This is a genomic window from Rhodonellum psychrophilum GCM71 = DSM 17998 (assembly GCF_000381545.1).
GTDB classification, from domain to species: domain Bacteria; phylum Bacteroidota; class Bacteroidia; order Cytophagales; family Cyclobacteriaceae; genus Rhodonellum; species Rhodonellum psychrophilum.
Map to the genome: position 1 here is coordinate 19,328 of NZ_KB906694.1, position 23,705 is coordinate 43,032.

General features: G+C 40.4%; 15 protein-coding genes. 6 read left to right on the forward strand and 9 right to left on the reverse strand.

The annotated features are described in order from the left end of the window. Nucleotides 1-24: 24 nt before the first annotated feature. Together F824_RS0122475 and F824_RS0122480 are read right to left on the reverse strand one after the other, a co-directional pair. On the reverse strand, nucleotides 25-339 hold the full coding sequence (locus F824_RS0122475) for a hypothetical protein (protein WP_019600196.1): 315 nt from the start codon (nucleotides 337-339) through the stop codon (nucleotides 25-27). 14 nt (nucleotides 340-353) lie between these two features. Continuing rightward, nucleotides 354-551 (reverse strand): hypothetical protein, encoded by a 198-nt coding sequence (locus tag F824_RS0122480; RefSeq protein WP_019600197.1) that lies wholly within the window; start codon nucleotides 549-551, stop codon nucleotides 354-356. A gap of 492 nt (nucleotides 552-1,043) precedes the next feature. On the opposite strand from F824_RS0122480, the gene F824_RS0122485 reads away from it, so the two are divergent. Further along, the gene (locus tag F824_RS0122485) at nucleotides 1,044-1,916 is read left to right on the forward strand and encodes a sugar phosphate isomerase/epimerase family protein (RefSeq protein ID WP_019600198.1); all 873 of its coding nucleotides are present in this window, start codon (nucleotides 1,044-1,046) and stop codon (nucleotides 1,914-1,916) included. A gap of 608 nt (nucleotides 1,917-2,524) precedes the next feature. Here the strand turns inward: F824_RS0122485 and F824_RS0122490 are convergent. Together F824_RS0122490 and F824_RS0122500 are read right to left on the reverse strand one after the other, a co-directional pair. Then, nucleotides 2,525-4,534, reverse strand: a complete 2,010-nt coding sequence (locus tag F824_RS0122490) for an alpha-amylase family glycosyl hydrolase (RefSeq protein WP_019600199.1) — start codon at nucleotides 4,532-4,534, stop codon at nucleotides 2,525-2,527. 413 nt (nucleotides 4,535-4,947) lie between these two features. Continuing rightward, nucleotides 4,948-5,994, reverse strand: a complete 1,047-nt coding sequence (locus F824_RS0122500) for a LacI family DNA-binding transcriptional regulator (protein WP_031327275.1) — start codon at nucleotides 5,992-5,994, stop codon at nucleotides 4,948-4,950. 621 nt (nucleotides 5,995-6,615) lie between these two features. Between F824_RS0122500 and F824_RS0122505 the strand changes: the two genes are divergently transcribed. The 4 genes from F824_RS0122505 to F824_RS0122525 all read left to right on the forward strand — a co-directional run bounded on the left by F824_RS0122505 (nucleotide 6,616) and on the right by F824_RS0122525 (nucleotide 10,699). After that, complete coding sequence (locus tag F824_RS0122505; RefSeq protein WP_019600202.1) at nucleotides 6,616-7,344, forward strand: LamB/YcsF family protein; 729 nt, start codon at nucleotides 6,616-6,618, stop codon at nucleotides 7,342-7,344. Nucleotides 7,345-7,347: 3 nt separating this feature from the next. After that, the gene (gene pxpB, locus F824_RS0122510) at nucleotides 7,348-8,058 is read left to right on the forward strand and encodes a 5-oxoprolinase subunit PxpB (protein WP_019600203.1); all 711 of its coding nucleotides are present in this window, start codon (nucleotides 7,348-7,350) and stop codon (nucleotides 8,056-8,058) included. Further along, the gene (locus F824_RS0122515) at nucleotides 8,051-8,914 is read left to right on the forward strand and encodes a 5-oxoprolinase subunit C family protein (protein WP_019600204.1); all 864 of its coding nucleotides are present in this window, start codon (nucleotides 8,051-8,053) and stop codon (nucleotides 8,912-8,914) included. Before pxpB ends, F824_RS0122515 begins: the two co-directional genes overlap by 8 nt. Nucleotides 8,915-9,187: 273 nt before the next feature. Then, nucleotides 9,188-10,699, forward strand: coding sequence for a DUF4301 family protein (locus F824_RS0122525; protein ID WP_022582346.1), 1,512 nt, complete (start codon nucleotides 9,188-9,190; stop codon nucleotides 10,697-10,699). Nucleotides 10,700-10,753: 54 nt separating this feature from the next. Here the strand turns inward: F824_RS0122525 and F824_RS0122530 are convergent, their stop codons facing one another. Continuing rightward, a complete protein-coding gene (locus F824_RS0122530; protein WP_019600207.1) occupies nucleotides 10,754-11,344 on the reverse strand; it encodes a porin family protein in 591 nt (196 codons plus the stop codon). A gap of 328 nt (nucleotides 11,345-11,672) precedes the next feature. On the opposite strand from F824_RS0122530, the gene F824_RS27360 reads away from it, so the two are divergent. Then, a complete protein-coding gene (locus tag F824_RS27360; RefSeq protein ID WP_019600208.1) occupies nucleotides 11,673-13,013 on the forward strand; it encodes an eCIS core domain-containing protein in 1,341 nt (446 codons plus the stop codon). Between the two features lie 110 nt (nucleotides 13,014-13,123). Here the strand turns inward: F824_RS27360 and F824_RS0122540 are convergent, their stop codons facing one another. From F824_RS0122540 to F824_RS26450, 4 genes are read right to left on the reverse strand one after another with little or no spacing between them, the layout of a single operon-like run. Next, on the reverse strand, nucleotides 13,124-15,595 hold the full coding sequence (locus F824_RS0122540; RefSeq protein WP_211218925.1) for a glycosyl hydrolase family 18 protein: 2,472 nt from the start codon (nucleotides 15,593-15,595) through the stop codon (nucleotides 13,124-13,126). Nucleotides 15,596-15,630: 35 nt separating this feature from the next. Next, entirely contained in the window at nucleotides 15,631-20,031 is a 4,401-nt protein-coding gene (locus F824_RS27030; RefSeq protein ID WP_019600211.1) for a contractile injection system tape measure protein, read from the reverse strand. Then, nucleotides 20,028-22,934: a hypothetical protein gene (locus tag F824_RS0122550; RefSeq protein ID WP_019600212.1), complete on the reverse strand. Its 2,907-nt coding sequence runs from the start codon at nucleotides 22,932-22,934 to the stop codon at nucleotides 20,028-20,030. The genes F824_RS27030 and F824_RS0122550 overlap by 4 nt, the downstream gene beginning before the upstream one ends. Then, nucleotides 22,931-23,692 (reverse strand): hypothetical protein, encoded by a 762-nt coding sequence (locus F824_RS26450; RefSeq protein ID WP_019600213.1) that lies wholly within the window; start codon nucleotides 23,690-23,692, stop codon nucleotides 22,931-22,933. The genes F824_RS0122550 and F824_RS26450 overlap by 4 nt, the downstream gene beginning before the upstream one ends. Nucleotides 23,693-23,705: the final 13 nt, after the last annotated feature.

Consider the following 23,705-nt stretch of genomic DNA (forward strand, 5'->3'; position numbering starts at 1 on the left):
TTAAATGGTTAAACAGGAATAAAATCAATTGTCTTTAAGCCGAATATAACTTACTCGCACAGAGATATAAATATCATTGCCTTTTGTGTACACATTTTGAATTTCCTGCTCCTGCTGATTGAATGGCCCCGAAGCCTCCCTTGCCCTTTCGAATTCCAATTCCTTCTCGTACCTACGCAACAACTCTTCTGTATCCATTCTCTTTTTTAGCAGTTCCGGGTATTTCATTACATCGGGATTTTTGTCTTTTTCTATTTTGGCACATTCCGAATCAATCCAACCAATCGAATTAGCCAACCGCTCTATTTGCTTTTCGAGATCTAATTTTCTTTCTTCCATTTTATTTTATCGTTTTATAAGGTTAAATTCATTTCCACCGTGAATCCCAATTTTGTCATCCAATTTTCCTGTTGCTTGTACAGCGCATGCAAATCCCCTTTCCCAATACCTATCTTGAATCCACCCAAAGCCAGTAATCGGATGCACTCCTTCCAAATCCAAGCATGCGAAGGATACAATGCCGGACCTGCCAGGTATTCCAACTTTTCCAATTCTCATGGGCTGACTTTTTCTGGCGAAACCAATTGCGAAAGTGATTTATTGCAAAAACCATTTAGAAAAATATGGATCAAAAGACTTGGCTGCATTCTTAAATTCTGATTTAAAAATTCAAAAAAGAAAAAAACATCCTTATCCTGTTAATAAATTATGTTATTGAAGTTATATTGTTTTTTTCGATAAGACAAGCAAGTGTATAATTTAAAAATATAATTCAGATAAAAAACCGAATTATATTTTGCATTAATGGAAAACGAAGAAATATTTATTTCTTTTCCAATGGGTTCAAAAAATCGGCATTACAATTACCTAAACACCCCTTAATGAATCGCTTTCAATCGAAAGTCCAAAACATTCCTACCGAAAAAAACCTGAATAAATCGGGTTTCTAGAAGCGACTGATTGTTGAAAAAATCAACCAGATTTTAAAAAATGCCTTGAAAACAACTCCTGAAATTTATATTATAACACTACATAACCCAACCATGATCAAAAGCGCTCTGTTTATTCTCCTCTTCATTTGCTCAGGCACCATTGGCGTCTTTGCACAAAAACCAAAAACCCAAATGCCTGATGCAATTGGGATGGTTTCCTACACCTATCGCCACAGTTTTGAAAAAGACATTGCCAAGACCTTGGATACCATTCAGGCTTTGGGCATCCGAAACATGGAATTTTCCAACCTTTTTGGAAGTGATTCCAAGTCGATCCGGAAAATGCTTAATGACAGAGACATGATTTGCACCTCCTTTGGGGTCAGTTATGAGGCCCTTGTAAAAGATCCCGATGCAGTGGCTGCCGATGCCAAAAATCTCGGGGCCAGCTTCGTAAGGGTGGCATACATCCCGCATACAGCGCCATTTACCAAGATTCATGCGGATAAGGCCATTGCGGATTTCAACCATGCCGGAAAAATCCTCAAGGAAAAACATGATTTGGAATTTTGCTATCACAATCATGGATATGAATTCCAAGCCTTCAAAAATGGGACTTATTTCGACTATATCGTAGCGCAGACACATCCTTCCTATGTGAGCTTTGAAATGGATGTTTTATGGGTGTTTCATCCAGGAGCAGATCCAGTGGAATTATTGAGAAAATACGGGAACAGGTTCAAGATGATGCATGTGAAGGATTTGAAGAAAGGAATAAAGGGAGATTATTCCGGCAGCACTCCAGTGGAAAATGATGTGGCTTTGGGTACTGGTCAACTTGATTTACCGGCGATAATTGACGCTGCCAAAAACTCCTCGATCAAGTATTATTTCATCGAAGATGAAAGTCCAAACATCAAAACACAGGTGCCCCAAAGCATTCGCTATTTGGAAAACCTTTTAAGGACTGTTTCCAAAAAATAATATTCGAAGGGAATTTTCCAAAAAACGCAATCCTTGTATTTGTCTCCCGATAATTGGCAAAACCAATAGAAGTACTGATTTCTATAGGATAAACTACATCTTTTTGGAGTTGAGCGCATCTGACAACATCCTTTCAAATTGACCGCTCATAAAAGATTCAGGCATTTTTTGACTCTGAATAAAGATCACGAAAACGGACTAACCTGGACATTTGTGTCCAAAAATGTACGCTACATCCTAAAGAAATCTATTTATTACCTTGATCATCAATTATTTATAAAAACGGTTTACTTTTTGTAATTCATCAACAGTAGGGCAAAGATCCAAAAATCGAAAAAACATGATCTAAGTCAGATTAAAAGTTGCAAAAACCTAATCGAATTGAAGTCGTTGAGTAAATAAGGAGTAAAAACACATTGCAATGGCAGGGAGACTAAGATACTGCTCACAAGGAGAGTAAAGCTTTTCTCTTTTAGTTTAGTTGATGAAACGTGTCATTGTAATTAAAATGGGCCTTCTCGGCCCATTTTTTTTTCTAAAACCAAAATGAAGATGGGAGTTCGGCTCAATATCGATTTTTTCGCCTTAAGGAATCCCAATTTTACAGCCTATAGTTTTTTCAACACCAAAGCTGTCCTGTTCGGCACATATATCCGAAGGGTGAGTTCCTCATCGGTTGGATAATCCAAAGCGGCATTGATCCTTTCAAATCCGCCGTATTTTTTGTCATCCGAATTCAGGACGATTCGATAATTGCCTGAATGTGGTACTTTGAAAGCATAGCCAAAAAAGGACTCACTGATATTGAAACTGAAAATAAAAATAAGTCCCCCTCTTTCAAAGACGATGATTTTGTTTTTAGGATCCATATAGAGCTGATTGGCCGGGGCCGATGGAAGTACATTGAAGTCCTTGATCAAGCTCACCATGGCCTTGTCCCAATTGCCCAAAAATTGATATTTCAGGTTTGCATTTTCCACCAAGGACCATTGCCTTCTCGCATATTGATAACTCCAATCATTCCCCTCCCTAGGGAAATCCACCCATTCAGGGTGCCCAAATTCATTCCCCATAAAGTTCAGATAACCCTCACCACCCAAACTAATGGTGAAAAGCCGAATCAATTTATGGAGGGCAATGCCCCTATCGATGACCAGATTGGGATCTTCTACGCCCATGTGGAAATACATTTCCTTGTCCATGAGCCAAAAAGCGATGGATTTGTCCCCGACCAGTGCTTGATCGTGGGATTCCGCGTAGGCGATGGATTTTTCCTTTTTGGGCCTGTTGGTCAATTCATGCCACATTTCAAAAAGGTCCCACTCCTCATCCGTTTTGTGTTTGAGGGTTTTGATCCAAAAATCGGGGATCCCCATGGCCAACCTGAAGTCAAAGCCCAATCCCCCTTCTTCCAATGGCCGGCACAAACCCGGCATTCCACTTACCTCTTCCGCAATGGAAAGGCAATTCTGTTTGAATTTATGGATGACTGTATTGGCCAATTGCATATAAAGAACCGCGTCCCAATCTACCCCATCTCTGAAATATTTTTCGGGGTTGTCAAAATCGGTATTGCCATGGTGCAGATACAGAATGGAGGTGGCCCCGTCAAATCGAAATCCGTCAAAGTGAAATTCTTCCATCCAATACCTGATGTTGGAAAGCAGGAACTGTTGGACTTTGGATTTTCCGTAGTCAAACAATTTTGAATCCCATCCTTCATGATAGCCTTTTCCTCCTGGATGAAAATAATGGTGATCCGAACCATCGAATTCATTAAGGCCTTCGTTGACATTCTTGACCGCATGAGAATGGACAATGTCCATAATCACCGAAATCCCCATTTCATGTGCCTTGTTGAGGAGATATTTAAGTTCCTCTGGCGTTCCAAATCTAGAAGTCGGGCAGAAAAAATTACTGACATGGTACCCAAAAGATCCATAATAAGGATGTTCCATGATCGCCATCATCTGGATGGTATTGTATCCACCCTCTTTGATCCTAGGCAAAATATTATCGGCAAATTCCAGATACGTTCCAACGCCTTCTTTTTCCTGTGCCATTCCGGGATGGCACTCGTAAATCAAGGGTTGTTTGATATTTTCCACCGGGGAAAAACCCGAATCGGTCCATTTGAAGGGCTGAGGAGGAAACCAAAGTTGTCCCGAAAAATCATGGTTTTCAGTATCTTGGACAACTCTTCGGATATATGCAGGAATCCTGTCCAGGGAGCCGTTTTCTCCAATCACCAATACCTTTACTTTACTTTCATGAACGAATGAAAGCTTATATTCCTCGAATGGCAAAAATATTTCCCAATCCCCATGGTGGTTTTTTTTCATGGGATGGCTGCCTCTGTTCCAATAGTTGAAATCACCCATCAAAAACAATTGGTAGGCCTTTGGTGCCCATTCTCTGTAAATCCATCCTTTGCGAAAAGAGTCGTAGTGAAAACCATAATATTGATGGGCCGATGCAAATTCCAGAATGCTTCCAAATTGAAGTTCGATTTCCTTTAAGGCTATTTGATACCTCAAGTAACGGTCTTCAATATCCTGAGCGTAAGCTTCCAACCAAGGTTCTTCTTTAACAATAAGCAGTGTTTCCGATTTTTTCACAAAAAATGATCTTTAAGTTCAATCACAATTTAGATAAAATTGGTTTGGGCACAAGAAAAATACACTTCTAAAATTTCAAAAAAGGAAGGAAACACGAAAATAAACGAGTGAGTGGGCCCTACTATACTACAAAAAAATACAACATGAAGGAAGCAAGCGAATAACCTCCGAGGAATGACAAAAAGAGAGGGGTTGAAAGCGAAATTTTAAGGTGTTCAGGAGCACGCCCGTGGTGATTGAAATGGCTGATTTTCCTTAAATACTTATCAGGAAATACAGACAAAATCAACAATCCATAAGCCACGGTCATGATTATCAAAGCTGAAAAGATTTGCATACTGATAAAATTACCACCAAGAATTGGATTTTCGAAAAAAAACCCAAAAGAATATGAAGTAATTTTTAACTAAGTATTATCCTTGTGTTACTAAATTTGATTGAACAGAACCCGTTGATTCCCTGATGACCAATTTGGTTTTCAGTTCATAGGTTTCGTGATTGTCCAAAGAATGTTTTTGGATCATTTCCAATATGATTTCCGTAGCCATCTTCCCCATTTCGTATCCATGCTGATCGACTGAACTCAGGGATGGTGACACGACCTCTGCCAGATGCCAATTGCTAAATCCCATGACACCTACGTTTTTGGGAATTTGGTACCCCGCTTGTTTCAAATACCGGATCACCCCCAAGGCAACCAAGTCCGTGATACAAAAAAAAGCATCGGGTGGGTTATTGCTTTCCATCAGTTCCTTGGCAAAATCAAATCCTTCTTGCTCACTGATATCGGTACATCCTTTGATCCAATCTGGAGAACTTTCCATACCATGATTTTCCAAGGCCTTGACATAACCTTGGCATCTTTCCGAAGCATTTTTCACCAAATCCCGTCCCTTGACGTGGGCGATCTTTTTGTACCCACGATGGATCAAGTGCTTGACGGCTTGATATGCTCCGTCAAAGTCATCCACAATGACCTTAGGTGTATCCAACAGATCGGTGATTTTATCAAATTGAATGACAGGCTTCCCGGCATCCATAAATTCCTGAATATGTAGGCCTTCTATCGTTTCGTTGGAGATGGAAATCAATAGGCCATCCACGCTGCTATTGAGCATTGCCCGGGAGACCATGACTTCATCTGCCAACCTGTCGTTTGATTGACTGACCATCACATTGTAGCCATGCTTGTTGGCTACGGCTATTGCTCCACTGATGACGTTGGCAAAGAAATGATGGACCAGTTCCGGAACAATCAATCCAATATTGAAAGTCCTGCTTTTGCGAAAATTAACAGCCAAATAATTGGGTACATAATGGTGTTCTTGCGCATATTCCTTGACTCTATCAATGGTTTCCTGTGCAATGTCGGGATGTTCTTTTAAGGCACGAGAAACTGTAGAGATAGAAATGCCAAGGGATGTGGCAATATCCTTCAAGGTCAATTTTCGTTTTTCCATTTCTGCTGGTCTATTTTGCAATCTACTTCACCCACCCTTAAATGTGTCCCTTTTAAAAGAAAGGTCCTATGTAAGGGCTTTTTAGGACAGAAAGGGTTATTCGGATATCATTTATATAATATTAACCCAATTTTGATCATTTTCCAAAACAGGGGTTTTAGACCTGTTTTTAAATTTCCTTTCTTGGGAAAAACAAAAACGGAACGCAGTAGTTTGGCTGTTTTTGGAATTTTTAACCCGTAATATGCAATTGGTTTCCAAATGGGATTGAAACTGAAAGAAAATCAAATACTTGAGATATTAATTTATCACACCTAAAAGACGGAGTCATTAATAGTCAAAACGAATTGATTTTCTGTCAATTACAATATTGATTTGGTATTGCTTAAAACGGGTTTAATCCAAAGCCAACAAGATCCAAGCCCTTTTTCAGCCAAAATAAAACGTTCTGTTCTCTTTATTTTCAAATTGTTATCCATAAAAAGCCCAAATATTGCGCTTCAGCTGTTATCTTGCTTTTTTAAATTTCATTGTTGCCAGAAAACAATTGGTCATTTCTTCATTATTTCCCAAGTGAATTTTAAAGTTGAGAATTGTTATTTTTGATCTAACGCAAAAGCAATGTCACAAAACAAACTGATTCCTGACCTGAACTGTGACCTTGGGGAAGGCATGGGAAATGATGCATTGTTGATGCCTTTTCTAGGCAGCTGCAGCATCGCTTGCGGAGGCCACGTCGGAAATGGAGAGAACATGCTGCAAAGCCTTTTGTTGGCAAAGGAACTTGGTGTAAAAGTAGGTGCACATCCCTCCTTTCCCGACAAAATCAATTTTGGAAGGGTTCTGATCCAGATCGAGGAAGAGGAATTATACCAATCCTTGCTGGATCAAATCAAAGAATTCAAATTTATTTGTGATGGGCTGAAAATGAAAATGTACCATATCAAAGCCCACGGAGCATTGTATAACCATGCTGCAAAAGATCCAAAAACCGCTGCCCTTATTGTCCGTTTGATAAAGGACAATTTCCCTGATTCCTATTTATACTGTCCGCCTAAATCCGAGATTTTTGCAAGGGCCGTAAAAGAGAACCTCAACATCAAAGTGGAATTGTTTGCGGATAGGACTTATCAAGAGGATTTTTCCTTATTGCCCAGATCCTTGCCAAATGCATTGCTGACAAATCCGAAAGAGGTATTGAATCAGGTAAAAAACATCGTCAATTTAGGGAAAGTTAGAAGCAACACAGGGAAATTCATCCCCGCTCAAGGAGATACTTTGTGCATTCATGGAGACAATCCAAATGCCCTTGAAATTTTAAAAAGCATCACCGAAGAATTTGACAGCTAAGCTATGGAAAAAACTTTTTTCATTGTTCATCCAAAACTTATAGAGATCTCCTGGCCCGCCAAAATTTCCAAGGATATATTGTTCGAGCAACTGGCATGGAAGGATTTTTTGGAGAAGCATTATGGCAAAAAACTGGAAGAGGCAAGATTGGGTTTCAACACCCTGTCCTTAGCATTTCTAGACAAAACCCACCTATACGAGTGGGATATTGTATTTCACCACCTGCTTTCCATCAAGGCTGATGATAATACTTACCAAGGCAGTTGTTGGATTGTACCGGTTTGTTATGAAAAACCATTTGCAAAGGATCTGTCATTTGTGGCCGAAAACCATAATATGACGGAAAACCAAGTCATTCAATTGCATTCTGAAAGACCCTATTTGCTGCATTTTTATGGTTTTTTGCCAGGATTTATGTATCTGGGCGGACTTAATGAAGGGCTTTACACGCCTAGAAAATCCAGTCCTGACAGGATGATCAAGGCAGGATCCGTCGCCATCGGAGGCGAGCAAACCGGGATTTATCCCTGCGAAAGCCCCGGTGGCTGGCAAGTTATCGGAAGAAGCCCCTTGTCTTTTTTTGATATTGGACAGAAAATCCCCACCAAACCCCAGATCGGAGATGAGGTGAAATTTGAGCCCATTTCGGTCGAAAAATTTAAATTTTTGCAAGAGCAAGTTCCAAATCCACATTACGAATGGCAGCATGATTAAGGAACCCGGACAAATAACTTTTTTCCAACCAGGGATTTTGACTACCGTCCAAGATCAGGGACGGAAGAAGATGTCCCATTTTGGCATCCCTTACGCCGGTGCCATGGATCAATTTTCCTATTTCAAAGCCAATCAAATCCTTTCGAATCAAGAAGGATCCGCTTGTTTGGAAATGACGCTGATGGGTCCGGAAATGGGATTTGAATCGGAAACTCAAATCGTATTCACAGGTGCTACTGCGGTGATTACACAAAATGGCGTGGAAGTGCCCATGGGTAAAATCCTTCAAATCAAGGCTGGAGACCGAGTCAAAGTGATCAGATTTGAAAAAGGCCAATGGCTCTATATGGGGATCAAAGGGGGGATTGAATCAGAATTGATCGGTGGTAGCAGAAGCTTTTATGATGGAATTACCAGAAAGTCTAAAATTTCCAAAGGAGACAAACTTTTTTACCTCAGTGATCCAAAACCCTTTGTTCCCGTTAATTCCTATGCCAAAATCAAAGCCGATTGGTTTGGGACCGACACGATACAGGTTTTCAAGGGACCGGAATGGAGATTCTTGACCAAGAGTCAGCAGGAGATTCTGACCCAAAAGCCCTTTACCTTGTCCAAATTGCAAAACAGGATGGGTATTCACCTCAATGAAGCGGTCATCAACACACTTTCAGAAATTCTTACCGCTCCTGTTTACCCCGGAACAGTCCAACTCACTCCTTCTGGAAAACCCATTGTCTTGATGCGGGATGCCCAGGTGACGGGAGGCTATCCGCGGATTCTTCATGTCTGCGACAGTTCGCTCAATGTTTTGTCCCAAAAAAGACCCGGAGAAAAAATCGTATTTTCCCTAATATAAAAAAAACCAAGTGTGTTTGGGCTCCTTTACACTCCCCTACCTGAATGAAAATCCAATTTTTCATGCGCCGAATTTCGATGAATTGCACCGCGAGGGAACCCTGTCCATTGCAAAAAATCCTTTTGCCATGGTAAGGGCAAAAGAAAGCCTAAAGTGAAGCCCTCAAGCACATTCAAATGAGAGCAGAAATCTGAGCAAATATCTTGGTGTATGTTTTAAAACACCAGCCTCAATCTCTATATTAAGGTTTTCAATTTCAATAAACCTAAAAACATGAACACATCTTTAGAGCAGCAGATACAGAATCAAGGAATGCCCATCAATGAAGTCAAAGCACAAATCAAAAATTTTGAGGAAGGTTTTCCATTTTTACCCATTGTCTCGGCCGCGACGATTGGAAATGGCATCAAATCCTTGACAGATTCTGAAATTAAGCATTTCCAAGATCGCTATCCGACCAAAGCTGCTGGAAAAGCGATTGTGAAATTTGTACCTGCAAGTGGTGCAGCATCAAGAATGTTTAAGGACCTGTTTTCATTTCTGGAAGGCGATGGAGATCTTTCCAAAAGCCCTTTCACGCAGAAGTTCATTGACAACATCCAAAAATTTGCCTTTTTCAGAGACTTGGACCTGAGCCTCCAAAAATCAGATTCAAGCATCAAAAAGGCTTTGTCCCTAAAGGATTACAAACAGATCGTCGCGCACTTGCTCAATGACGAAGGTTTGGGATATGGAAACCTTCCCAAAGGACTCCTGAAATTCCATCATTATCCAGATCATGATCGCAGCCCAACTTATGAGCATTTTGTGGAAGGTGTCCTGTATGGTCTGGGAAAAGACAATACGGTCCGTTTACATTTTACCGTTTCTCCAGAACACGAAGAAAAATTCAAGGCTGAAGTGGCCGAAATCCAACCCAAACTGGAAAAGGAATACGGAGTGAAATTCGAAGTCAAATACTCCCAGCAAAAAAAATCAACAGATACCATCGCCGTCAACATGGACAATAGCCCATTTTTGGAAGAAGATGGAAGCATACTTTTTCGACCCGCAGGTCATGGAGCCTTACTTGAAAACCTCAACGAAATAGATGGGGACTTGATTTTCATCAAAAACATTGACAATGTCGTGCCTGATCGCTTGAAAGGTACTACCAAAGATTATAAAATTGCCATTGGCGGACTATTGATGGAAATCCAGGGGGAGGTTTTTGAAGCCTTGACAAAACTGGAAGACGCCATAGACCAAGAATCAGTGTCTTTTGCGGAAAATGTATTTGGCGATATGATGGGTGGGAAAATCCCTTCACATTATTCTGCCATGCCAGTCGAAGAAAAAGGACGATATCTCCAGAACAAACTTGACAGGCCGATTAGGGTATGTGGCATGGTGAAAAATACAGGTGAACCCGGTGGTGGTCCTTTTTGGATCCAAGAGGATGACGGCTCTCTCTCCCTTCAAATCGCCGAAACTGCGCAAATCAATACAGACGAACCCAATCAAAAAGAAATTTTTCAATCCTCAACACATTTCAATCCAGTGGATTTGGTGTGTGCAACAAAAGATTACCGGGGAAATAAATTTGATTTGCTCAAGTTTAGGGACATGAGGACAGGTTTCATCACTGAAAAGTCAAAAAGTGGCCGAGATCTTAAAGCACAGGAGCTCCCTGGACTTTGGAACGGGGCAATGGCTGGCTGGAATACGGTTTTTGTGGAAGTACCCTTGATCACCTTCAATCCAGTGAAAACGGTGAATGATCTCTTAAGAGACGAGCATCAGTAAAAAAAAGGGGACAACTGAATCAGTTGTCCCCTTTTTTAAAAAATGTTGTGTTGATTATTTGTGTCCCAAAAGGTAAAACACTCCCAATTGGAAACCTCTGTTTTTAGAAGTTGTGTTGGTGTTTTCATTGATGTTGCTCAAACCAAGATTGTATCTTGCATCAACACCAAAACCTGATGGCGTATGTACATAACTACCACCAAAACCCAAACCAAAATCGATTGACTTGTAATCGTCTTTGAAGTCTAAAGAATTGTTGTTGGTCTTGTATTTTGCACCCAACAAGAATCCAACTTGAGGACCAGCTTGCAATCTGAATCCGTTGTCAAACATGTATTGCAAAAGAACTGGAACATTGATATAATCCAAGTTAATTTTTGTTTCTACACCACCGTTCGTGAATTTAGCACCCTGACCTGAGTACATGATTTCTGGCTGCAATGCAAATTGGTTAGTCAAGTGAATATGACCCAAAAGGCCAAGATGAAGACCTGCTTTGTAATCATAACTAGGACCATTGCCCAAATCCAAATTGGAAAGATTCAAGCCACCCTTGATACCGATATTGGCATGGGGAGTATTTTGTGCACTTACAGTTTCAGTCATCAAAACCAATGACATCAATACGATTAAATAAAATTTCATAATAAATATTAAGTTAGATAATTTGTTTTTGCCGTTAACAATTCGACACTTTTAAGAGCGTGCAAAGGTCTAGATTCTGTCCCCTAAAAACTTTACATAAAAAAAATTAATAGTTACATAATTCACATATTTTAACATTTGGGAAGATTTTTACTTTTCCTCAAAACTTGTTGAAAAGCCTATTGTACCGAATTTACTGACCCCTAGATAAAAACCAATTTGAGGTAATTTCATTCTTATTAAAGGATAAATACATGGATCTACCTATATTTTATACTATATTTAAAAGTATTCTTTCGCTTTGCCACCCTCCTAAAACGATTTTGTCATGAAATCCAAGTCCATTTTATCCAACAAAAAGACCTCGATACCTTCCCCATCCAATTCAGACAAAAATAGTCCGCCTATCGGAAAATCCTTCAATGACAAACGCAGTGAATCCAATGTGTTTTCAGGGATTGGTCAAATGGCAAACATGGGAGCCCAATCGCTCCAAATGAAAGGATTTGGGGATTTGCTCAATCCTAACACATCCGTCCAAAAAGCGAGTGTCCTGGAGGAAGAAGAACCCTTGCAGGGAAAGTTCGAGAATGCACAAAGGATGGATCTGGAGGAAGAAGAACCCTTGCAGGAAAAGTTCGAGAATGCACAAAGGATGGATCTGGAGGAAGAAGAACCATTGCAGGGAAAGTTTGAAACCGCACAAAGAATGGAGCTGGAGGAAGAGGAACATCAAATGAAATCCATCTCAATACAGAAAAAAGAGAACGAAACTGGTCTCCCCGACAATTTAAAAAATGGGGTTGAAAATCTTTCCGGTCACTCCCTTGATGATGTGAAAGTGCATTATAACTCCTCTGAACCAGCTGAATTGAAAGCCCATGCCTATGCAAAAGGCACAGATATCCATTTGGCTCCCGGTCAGGAAAAGCATTTGCCGCATGAAGCTTGGCATGTCGTACAACAGAAACAAGGTAGGGTGAAGCCCACTCTTCAACTGAAAGAAGGAATCAACATAAACGACGATGCAGGATTGGAGAAAGAAGCGGATGTCATGGGTGCAAAGTCCATTCAGCTGAAATCCGAGAATCCAAATTCGATGGCGACAGCAAAAGGAGAAGGGATAAAGAACATCGTGTTTCAGCGGGTAAAGGTTGGTGGGGATGGTGCTGGAATCATTTTTATTGCAGCGAGATACTTTAATGGGGCATTTAAAGAAGCTGTTGTTGTTCTCGAGCAATTAAAGGAATCTGGAATTGATTTCGATTCTGTGGATAAAATCGTAGAGAAGGTCCACGAAGATCCAACCGTCGCCAATTTGATGGGAGCTGCCAATGTAAAGAAGGAACTTGCGAGTGCAAAGTCAAAAGAAAGAGAGGCCTCCAACATACTTAAAAATTATGGTAATGGTGTCTTTATTACGGAATTTGACATTGAAAATGGCACTTGGCAGGCGATACCGGGCAGGGAGAAGGACGACTTCGAATTGTTGGTGAAAATCCCAAGCTATGATATCACCTTCAGTTTCCACGTTCATCCCCCAAAATTCCAAGGCCAAAGACCAATCGCCGGTGAAGTTATGAGAGACGGCAAGATGACAGGCACTCAAACCCCTGATAATATCATTGATATGATTGGGGATAAGAAACAGACACCGAAATCCTGGTGATTGCATGATCCATTTTAAAGTAAGAAAAAGGCCCTTGGCAGGACAAATCCCCCAAGGGCTTTTTTTTTCGACAAGGATCGTTCTCAATTTCTACACTAGCCATTTTTTCTTCAAGGCAAATCCCTGACCTCATATTCTTTACTCATTTTGATTTTTTGATAGACCATCCCAAAAATAAAACCAAAGATAATGATCAAGAACAAAACCAAAATAGGAACTTCATCGCTTCCTGCCCCAAAATATGGGAAATCGATTTTGAAATACAGATAGGCCAAAAACATCAGCAAAGTCAATATAAAGGTGATGAAGTTGAGGATTTGGAGACGTCCCTTCCATGACCAATCCGATCCATTTTTCATTATTTTCCAAAAAGTAAATCCAATGAGCAAAATAAAGAGGGAGAACAATACCAAAGTCGCAATCCCATGAAATTCCGCATAAGCATTCCAACGGGTATAGATGCACAAGCATTGGGTTTCGGATTCCAAATACTTATACTTTCCTCGGTCTATTTCGATATCCCTATATTTCCCTTGGTTCACTCCAGATGTATTTCCAAAAGTAGAATCCCTATCATCACTTTCGAACAAATCCGATAATTTAACTATAAATGGCTTGAAATATTCTTTATTGTTGCGATCAAAAATATTTGAAGTATGCAAATCAAGCATGGGCTGGATGGATTTTCGTTGATCATCGGTAAGAAGAGTAGAATCTCTTTTGTACTGATCATACCGGCCCGATAAAATCTTGAACGCATCTATCAGACAATATTTTTCACTATCCTTGATAGAATCCCAATCCTCCCTGTAAGGATCTCCCAAATAAATATCATTTGGTGCTGCCCACATCAAATCACTTAAATAAACCAACAAATAATCGAAAAATGATGCTCTCTTTTTCTTTTCACTTTCAGTCACTTTCCTTTCTGAAATCTTCACGGAATCCACGTCAATAAGCGCAGCACCCAAAGCATCCCAAAGATCGAAATAACCGTCATCGCAACCCAAATCCCAAATAGCGACTCCACCTAGGGATTGCTCGAGGGCATAGTTGTACTTTTGGTAAAGGCTGTTTCCGTCCTCAAACCAAATTTTTCGCATTTGGCCATCTTCGTAATAATTATAATAAGGGGAAACCTGTTCGGGATCAAACCCATACACTGACCCCTCAAAAAAATCTCCAGACTTCTGAAAATTCTTTTGAATATCCATAAACTTATGGTATTTCCCCTTCCCGATCGCTGGACTGTCACCAAAAAAATCCGGTACCCGCCAGCTGATCCCCAAATAGGTCAGGGTCAAAACCAGTTTAGATGGAATCACTTTTCCATTGGTATAAAAATCCAAGGTGGAAGAGATGGAACCAGTAGACTGTCCCTCCGGAGAAAACAAAGGGCTCGGAGCCCTCGGGAAGAGACTGTGCGAGACCGTCAATTCATTGGTCTGAACCATAAAGAAATCAACGTATTTGTTCAGCTGATCGAAATCATAGGCATTGGCCCTATTCCTATCCATTGGCTCGCCAATCGCCGGAAGCGTCACTGTAACCAAAAAAGGCTCTTCCTCCTTGGTGAAGGAACTCTTCAAATTGGCAATAAAAGCAGAAAACCGATCCTTTTCACCCGGTGACAAGTCTTCGAAATAAACATTGATGCCCATGATGGGAATTGATTTTTGCAATTCCTTTATCCGATTGATCAGCACATCCTGAGCGGATTGACTTCGGAGGAAAGTTTGGATTTCGACCTTGGATTTGCTGTAAACAGACAAAGAGAAAGCTACATTGCCTCCCGCAGCCCGCTTGAAAAAACTCCCCTTTCTTAAAATTTCAAGATCTTCAGGTTTTTGGTTTTCCCCATTTGGACCCAATGCATACCCATGATAAATAATATCGGTTAGATAATTATAATTAAAGTTTTCATAAGCATCCTTTACCCATGAATTGAACCAGCCAAAAACCCTTGTTTTTGCGGTCAAACATTTTTGGTAGGTGACGAAAGTACTGTCGTTGATTTGGTACTCCTGGGGAAAAGAACTCCCTATCCCACACTTGAATTCGATATTTTTTATTTCTTTTAGTTTTTTTAGAATTTCATTCCGCTGTTCAATGCTTTCTTTTTTGGATTCGTCCGCCAAGCTTTGCAAAACCAGACCAATCTGATTTTGAATGGAATCGATCACTTGCCTAGGTGCTTTTGATTTCAAATCACTCAATATCCCTTTGATATTTTCCTGAATGTCCTGGTTCTCTTTCTTGGTGAGCTCATAATTTGTGGTGAGATCCAATAGTTCTTTCGTGATGTTGTTGACTGTAGTCGAGTCCACGCGCAAGTCTCCGTAATTGGCAATCTGACGAATCAATTTCAGTATTCTTTCCTTCTTATTCTCCCTCAATCTGAAGGGTTGAACCAATTGATTCAAAAACCCTTCTCTCGTCTTTGTTGATTTTTCAATAGAATCCCCAACCACGACGATACGCGTGGGACCAACCTGACCAAATGCCACGTACGGGGAAAACCAAAAAAACCCCAAAAGGACGATTTGGATGATCAAAGGCTTACTTTTTCCTATTTTTTTCACGTTCCGTAATAATGATTTTTGGATCTCCATATTGTTTAGCGCCAGGTGATTTGAAGTGGTTTTTCCATCCATGGCAGTTTTACCATTTTGAAATTCCATGAAATGGAATCCAACAAAACGTCCACCCCTTTTGAATCTACCTTCAAGCTTGTTTGGGTATTTTCAAATTTCAAGACCCCTTCTCTCTGGATGAAAGTCTCTTGCATGGCTTGAATGGAGGAATTTTTGAGCTTTTCCCAGTTATTAAGCATGCCATTGAGCAGACTATTGATCAGCGTTGATTCTTCCTCTGTCAGCATACTTTCCTGCTCCAAATGGACATTGGCAGGAAGGCCCACCAATAATTTGTTCAAGACAAGCTCATATTCGGGAAATTCCATGTGTCCAAAAGCCATGTACTGAAGCAGATAAACTGCCTTGTTTTGGGCTTTTTCATCTACAAATTGATTCTTATCCAATAAGCCAAGCCTTCCAAAGAGCATCGTAAGAAAGGGCCAAGCCAATATCAATCCGGCATTGCCAATCCTTACCTGATCACCTACTTCACCTTTATTTTCAGGTTGAACTGCCAACGTCTTTCTGTCTAAACCAAATTCCAAAACAAATGCTGGCGGAAGGACAGCATCGGGTTCTTTTTTCTCGGATCGGAGATAAATCGCCTGAAAAACACCCTTCCAATTATAAATCGCATATTTCCTTTTGATAAAAATCAAAAATGCCACATGGAATTTCTCTGTGTAGCTTATTGATCCAATGCTATAATATTGAAGGGAAAATTCAAAAACCATTTTCCTCCATTTGACAGCATTCAAATTGCCAAAATACATGAATTTAGAAAGCATCAGTAATCCAAGGACTTGCTTTTTGATTCTCGGATCTTCCTTGAAGAATTTTTGGCTAAGTACCTTATCTTCTTGGTGATAAATGGTAGTATCCAACAGGCTTTTGTCTGTTTGGTAGGAAAAAATCCAAGTCTCTTTATCTATATTCTTGAAAAGTGAAACCGTGGAAACATCCAGTTTTGGCGATAGGAATCCGGACTTGGATTCAATTTTCATCTCTGACTTTGAGTGGTGTGAAAGCTTGGAGGTAAATTGAACAAAGAATTTATGAATTGGATGAAATGCATCCTTTTTACTCAATTCAGTCACAATTTCTCCCATTTCGGATAGGGAAAACACCTCGCTAACCTTATCCAAGAATCCAGTATCCATGAACAACAAAGCTAGACTTTCCTCTTGGGATTGGCTGATTGTCAGCTTGTTTTGTCCCAAATCCAATAAAATATTGCGTATGGTTTTAAATCTGGACCACCAGGGTAAATACCCTTTTGATGCCCAAAAATGAAGGGCTGAAATCGGATGGTAACTCTGGATTTTTTCTTTCTGGAAAACATTGAATCCTCTCTTTTGCATGGATCCGTCTGCGTCCAGTTCCCTTATCATCCACTGCTCGGATTCTTCCAATGGTTTCTCCAACATAGGAAAATCTGAAATCTCAATCTTCAAAGCCATCAAAACCGGTTTCCCAATTTTGGAATCCTTTAATAAGTCAAACAACCCTTTGGGAAAGTCAGAGATCGTATCCAAAACACCGAATTTGAGAAAGGAATGAATACTGGCCTCAAAAACAGCCTTCAGCCAATTGCTGTCAAACCTGGATGACTTGAGCAATTTACCCGGCAATTCAAGAAGGCGGTTCACATTGTCAATTCGCTTGATATCGTTGCCGTAAAAAATGGAAGTGATTTCTTGAGGGGAGAACATCCTACTCAATTTATCCAATTCCTTTTCACCTAACTCAATCTTTGCCAAGTAAAAGCGAAGTCGTTTAGGATCCGGTTTATTGGTCAGGAAAATACTAACCAACACATCAAAGCTGTTATTCAGAACTGTGTGATGATCCGTGATCGTATTTTTCGGGAAACCATCAACTCCCTCAAATTCCGGAATATATTTTGAGATTTCGGCCCACTCTTTCTTGGATAAGTACTTTTTGAAATGAAAAACTATTTTATGGGCGATCCCCTTGTTATTCCTTATAAAATCAATCAAAGGTTCAGGATGTACCAAATGTTGGGCAAATATCTTTTTTACGGAAATTTCCATAGGGTAGGTTTGCCCCGTTCTATAGGTAACATCTGTCCTTAGGTAATCGGCAAATTGTCTCAGTTCCCTTCTTTGAATCTCATGCATGGAAGATTTTACGGCAGCGAAATCTTCCTCTGAGTTTTTTGCAACTTTAAAAAGTCTTTCCAAAACATACTTTGATTGAAGCAAAGCTTTGCGGATTCCGCTCCTTTCGTCCCTTGTCTCGAAGGAAAAGTTTTTTTTCTTTATTTTGGTTATTTGGCCTGCAAATAAAGGGAAAGGCTGTTCCCATATCTTCTTGTACCAAAACAAATCCCTAGACAATTTCCCTATTTTGAGACCCAAGCTAGGATCCAAGGAATCCAGAAATCCGATGAATTCTGAAAGATGAGCATCCAAAGTGGCGAAGTCCCTCTTGCTTTTATCCGGCGAATCCCCAACATTGGCAATCCATGACAAATGATATTTGGCTTGATAAAACTTGAAAACTGATGATTTTCGGTTTCCCTTTCCCAAAATCAATGCAGACAAAAGGTTCTTTCTAAATGCAACAGTTGCCAAAACCGATTGGGTTGCGGGAACCGAATGGTCATCCACCTCCAAAAAATCAAAAATCAAATGCTCAAATTGTTTGTTCAGATAGTTCAAAAATAGCGCTTGGTTTTTTCTGTTTATCAGTTGATTCAACCTGTACAACAACTCAGATGGGTCGACCGCATCCTCAATCAGTTTTGAGATCAAAACCTCCCCTTCTTGCAACAAATCTTCAAAAATACGCCTGATGTCTTGCTTTCCCAAGTCCTGCTGGGATGGGGATAAAATACCTGACACAAGATAATGGCGGATGATTTTGTTTTTTATCTGTTTTTCATCAATGCCAAGTCCACCGGTTGATTTCATTTCAAACTTCCCGTCCTGCCATCTGACGTCTGAATCAATTGCACTTTGAGTGATTTCTTTCGAAAGAATGGCTTTTGAATGTCCGACTATTTCATTTTCGCCAAATTCTTCAAGCGCTTTGATAAGTGTACCCGTCGCGGGTTTAACCTTCAGCGCAGATCTTACCAGGAGTCCAAACCAAAATCCCATCGGATTGGCTTTTGATCCTGACTCCGTGATGGCCCAAACGCCTTCCTTTAGCAGGACCCGCAACTCATTTTCTTCCGAGAAGCCACTTAGACCAATCCTTTCCGAGGTAAAAAATCGCTGAATCATCTCCTTTATCTGAGCAGATGTCTGGCCGGATAACAATTGGATCAAATTGTAAAGACCTTTGATTTTCAGGTTATCAAGGATATTGGTACCACCGCTTTCCCGAATAAAAAACAAACTGATTTTTTCTCTTTCCACTGGGGAAACCTGATATTTAAAAGCCTCCCAGGTATTGTTGTTGAGCAATTTCAGCCAGCTGATTTTCGGTGCTGGTGTGGGAACTTCAAAATCATCCCTTACCATCTGATTCTGGTTTTGGATTGCTTTCAGCACATTTCCCAAATGTCTAGAGGATAACGTGTCTTTTTCTAGGATTTCCAAAGCCTTCACCATCTGGTTGATCAAAGATCCAAAATCCATATTATAATGTGCGGCAGTCTGTTTGAGTATTCTTTCGGAAAATTTTAGTTTGTTAAAACTGCCACCGGTATCCTCCAAGTTAAACCGGAGAATGAATAAATTAATGGATTTTTCGAGCCCAAATGGTTTTGATTTGAACACTTTTTCCTCCTGAAGTGCATTTAGCATTTCACCACGGTACTCCAAAATCCAAGTGGCCTCATTAGGTCTCAATACACCCAACAGATTGTCAAAATTCTCCAAAGGCAATCCAAAAGCAATTCTTTTTGTAAACTCCAAATTTCTTGCATTTTGGATCATCATCCTGGATATCCCAAGTGGATTGGAGAGCAATAGTTTTTCCATGGAATCGATCAGTTCCAATTTCTTTTCGTACCAATAAGGAAAATAGCCTTTAAGAAAATAAAAAGTCAAGGCTTCAAGATCAAGATCAAGATCTTGATCTCGACTCATATCGTTGGATTTTCTTTGTTTCAAGAAATCAAATTGATCTTCCATCGCTTTGGAGAGTGCTTTTTCCATCGCTTCCCTAATCATGGGACCCAATCTTGTCAAAAGATCCTCCTCATTTATCTGACCCAAATCAATCTCCAAACGCTCCATCTCTATGGAAACGGCTTCCGGGGAGACAGCCGTGATGGCTTTGTCCATTTCCGGCAACAGATGAAGGCCAAAGATTTGCTCCAAAACATTGTTACAGCGGTTGGCTTGGGCTTTGCCCTGATAGCGAAACTGTATAGTTGATTTTTGGATGATATTGGATCGCATACTCATTTTCTTGCTCCCCCCTTCCAGCCAACAATCAAATTGTGTATTGCCAAGGAAGATTTGACAAATTCTTCTTCATTGGCCTTTGATCCAACTTTTTTGAGCTCCAACCAATCAGAATACGCTGCTTCGAAAACCTCCATTTCCTGAAATCCCAACCAATATAATTCTACCCGAAGGTGAGCGGGAATGCGCTCCCTGACCAAACTTTCAAAATAGTCCCTGAAATTGTTGTCCTGAAATCTGGCAGGCCAATCCGGAAGACAAATACTGATTTTTTGGTCAAAAAAATCTTCTGAAAAAACAGTCCCTGTACTCTGTTTTCTGTTGAGGACTACCCTCCTTTGTCGAAAATTCTTTCCTTGAATTGTGCCTTTCAATCGGATCATTTCGACCTCCGACAAGCCAAGATTCCCTTTTTCCTCGTCGGTCCCGACCATCAACATGGACAGCTCCCTATTGCTTTGGACAAGGGATTCAAATTCTTGCTCATTGAAAGTCTCTCCTTCCTCCAATGTATAAATGGCCAAAACCTGTCGTAAACTATTTTTCAACACCACTGACTTTTCTTCACGGAAATAGAATGCTCTTTCCTTTCCAAAGTGGTAAAATTCTGCCAGCAGGGTACGTCTTTCCTCTTCGGTTTTTGCCCATTCGGACTGAAAGGTTTTTTTCCCTTCATGGTCCACGACATAAAAACCCAACAGACATTTATCCAAAAAATCCTTCAAGAGAATATGATCGATCAAGTAAAACCCCTCCGCATCCAAGTTGGATTGCCGGAAATAGTGGATGGTTTCTGAGATTTTTCGGATGGCTTCCGATTCATTGGGTGCTTTCAACAGACCGACCCATGTATTGGGTTCTTTTTGGAAAATCACCTCCACAGAATCGGTTTTGGATTTTATCTTGGAAAGCATATACTTTCTGAAATCCACTGCATTTTTCATCAGTCTTTTCAAGCCAATTGGACCAAAATGGATATTCGGAATCCCCCCTTCTATCTTTTGGTTGATGGCCCATTTTTTTTCAGATTCCGTGATCAATCTAAATCCTTCCAAAAAATCTTGCTGTTTCACTTTGGGATTTTGGTAGTCATAGTCAGTATCTGTGAAGATCTCCCCTTCCCTTTTGGTGATCATCTTTGAAACCAAAGAGCTGTTTTTCTTCTGAATGCCTGTTTTGACAAGCAGAATCTGCTCAATGCCCGAAAGCCACTCAAATGAATTCTTCTCTTGGTCAAAAAATTCACCTTTGTTTTGGTAATAATTGATGTTTTCCAGCGCGATCAGAAAAGAGGATTTCCGCTTGAGCAATACCTTTCGGAACTCTGTTTCATTTGGGATCAAATTCAGCTTCAAGGCAATTAAAAAAGGCAGATCATCGATTTTTTCTCCAAACCTGGCCAGAAGATGATCAAATAGCCTGTTTTTTCGGTCAAGAAATTCAGATTCGCTTTCACTGGTGTATGGATTGGAATCAAAACCTATATTGACATCAACATATCCGGAATCGCTTTTTGTTTTTATTTCCAAATCCTCATATCCGACCACAGAGGTCAGTCTTTGGGAATGGTAAGTGGTTGACTTTTCTTGATAAGAGATACTGAAAATATTGTTGAGATTGGCGAGCTGGGCCAGGTGATTGGCCATGTGCTGTTCGAAAAATACCAAATAGGCACGAAGTTGCATCACCATCGCCTTTCTACCATCGGTTTCCCGTGTTGAAATTCCCTCTTTACCAATCCCATAAATCAAGGGAAACTGATGCTGGATGGAACTGTATTTTCCTGGATTTCGAAAATTTCCTTTTAAGTTTTTTTCAAAATAGTCTTCTTGATAATGATCCAATTGGTAGCTCCGGAAGTTTTTTGACCACAATTCAAGCAGCAGGTTGTTCACCTTGTTTTTGTCTGTCCTCATTGGGTTTCCGTTGGAAAAAATCCTGATGGTCCTAAAAACCCCATCCTCCGAATCGTCAATGTTCAAATTGACATAGGTACCTGGCTTGATCTTTAAAAATTTCCTTTCAGGCTGGGAATCAATTTTGATTTCCCAACACTTTTCCACTCCGGAAACACTGGTAAAAATCTTCTGAAAATGCTCCAAATGCAATTCGTATTTTCTGTCTTTGAGAGCCGAATCCTTGATAAAACCAGAGTTTAACCTTGGACCGGAAAAGATATCGCTCATGTCCATTTTCTCCCCCTTCAATTCCTCAAAACTCGAAAAAGCAACCGGATGGTAAAGAAATTTCTCGAGACCAAAGAGGATCGCTGCCAGGATTTGGTCAGGATCTTCGTCGCGATGGATATTGATATTGGCTTCCAACTTGAATGGTTGTGATTTCAGAAGCGTAATTTCACCAAAATATTCGCCTAAATTCCTGTGACGATTGAGGAAAGTACGCAAGCTTTTTAGGAAATCATTTTCCAGATTTGGATCCTTCCGAAGTTGTTTTTGAAAAGCCAGTGAAGGAAGAATTTCAAGATTGTTCAGACCACAGAGTCCCTCCTCCCTGTCGTATGGCATGACCGGATTGATCCATACATTCTGGATTTGCCAGAAGCCATCGATCAGCAATTTCCTGAAGTCATTGGAAGTGACGGGATGCCTGCTGAATACCATACGTGGTGAAGAAAACCCGTTGTTTTTGGCATCAATGGGATTATCCTTAGAGGTCGTCAGCAGCTCCTCCACATCATAGGCCGAGCGGTAAGCCAAATCGGTAAGCGCAAAGCAGAGTTGCTCCAAGATTGTCAGTCCGGGATCATGGGCATTATAATCTGTCCAAATCCCACCACTGAGTTGTTGCACGTAATGCAGCCCTTTGTTTTTCAAATAATTGAAATCCATAGTGCCTTTCAACGGCTCATTTTTGGAAAACCCTTTTGTACTGTCAGCCATCATCCCTCTTCCAGGTTAAAGCTATTGTCCCATAACTTTGAAATCTTGTAATTGATCTTTGCCTCTTTGCCATAATTGCTCCATGTCTTCATTTGGAGTTTGTATTCAAAAGTATCCCCCTGCCAGCGACAAGTGATTCTATTCCACCAAAAACCATAATAGGCACAGGTTTTCGAGATTTTGGAATGGGATTTTCCAAAAGTACTGATGGCAGTGGCGTGCATCAGGGCATATTTCCCTTTATTTTTTTGGCCTGCCAATGCCATTATTTCGAATGCATTGCAACCTTTAAGATTTACGAGAATGTCGTGCCACTGCCCGTCTGCGGGTATATTACCCTCTTTAAATGTCCCCATCCTTCCCTGGGAGGCGATGATGCCTTGGACTTCGAGTTTCTGTTTTGGCAGCAAGGTCCCTATCCCAACCTTCCCTCCTTGTTCAAAGAAAATGGTGGGCCATTCGTTTTTATCTTCCTTGATGATTAAGCCTTTGCTTTCCCCGGTCTTGCTGACAATGACCCAAGAAGCCTTTTTATCCTTGATGTAATCATAAAAACTCAGCAATTTCTGTTCATCACCAGCGGGGAACACCATCAATCCATCGGTTTCATTTTTGTTGATTCCGTCCTCTGCTTTGTTGAACATGGAATCAATTAAGATCGCAAAATGATTCTCCGTGGGAAGCATCCCCTTTTTGAAGAACTTTTTCAGTTGCTCCCTATTATTGATGATGATTTTGTTTTGACGGTCAATTTCTTCCATATTGGATGTTTTG

Excerpts from the sequence above, each read along its gene's own strand:
- F824_RS0122475 (WP_019600196.1), bottom strand. The coding sequence starts at position 339 with ATGGAAGAAAGAAAATTAGATCTCGAAAAGCAAATAGAGCGGTTGGCT.
- F824_RS0122485 (WP_019600198.1), top strand. The coding sequence starts at position 1,044 with ATGATCAAAAGCGCTCTGTTTATTCTCCTCTTCATTTGCTCAGGCACC.
- F824_RS0122500 (WP_031327275.1), bottom strand. The coding sequence starts at position 5,994 with ATGGAAAAACGAAAATTGACCTTGAAGGATATTGCCACATCCCTTGGC.
- F824_RS0122505 (WP_019600202.1), top strand. The coding sequence starts at position 6,616 with ATGTCACAAAACAAACTGATTCCTGACCTGAACTGTGACCTTGGGGAA.
- pxpB (WP_019600203.1), top strand. The coding sequence starts at position 7,348 with ATGGAAAAAACTTTTTTCATTGTTCATCCAAAACTTATAGAGATCTCC.
- F824_RS0122515 (WP_019600204.1), top strand. The coding sequence starts at position 8,051 with ATGATTAAGGAACCCGGACAAATAACTTTTTTCCAACCAGGGATTTTG.
- F824_RS0122525 (WP_022582346.1), top strand. The coding sequence starts at position 9,188 with ATGAACACATCTTTAGAGCAGCAGATACAGAATCAAGGAATGCCCATC.
- F824_RS0122530 (WP_019600207.1), bottom strand. The coding sequence starts at position 11,344 with ATGAAATTTTATTTAATCGTATTGATGTCATTGGTTTTGATGACTGAA.
- F824_RS27360 (WP_019600208.1), top strand. The coding sequence starts at position 11,673 with ATGAAATCCAAGTCCATTTTATCCAACAAAAAGACCTCGATACCTTCC.
- F824_RS27030 (WP_019600211.1), bottom strand. The coding sequence starts at position 20,031 with ATGAGTATGCGATCCAATATCATCCAAAAATCAACTATACAGTTTCGC.
- F824_RS0122550 (WP_019600212.1), bottom strand. The coding sequence starts at position 22,934 with ATGATGGCTGACAGTACAAAAGGGTTTTCCAAAAATGAGCCGTTGAAA.
- F824_RS26450 (WP_019600213.1), bottom strand. The coding sequence starts at position 23,692 with ATGGAAGAAATTGACCGTCAAAACAAAATCATCATCAATAATAGGGAG.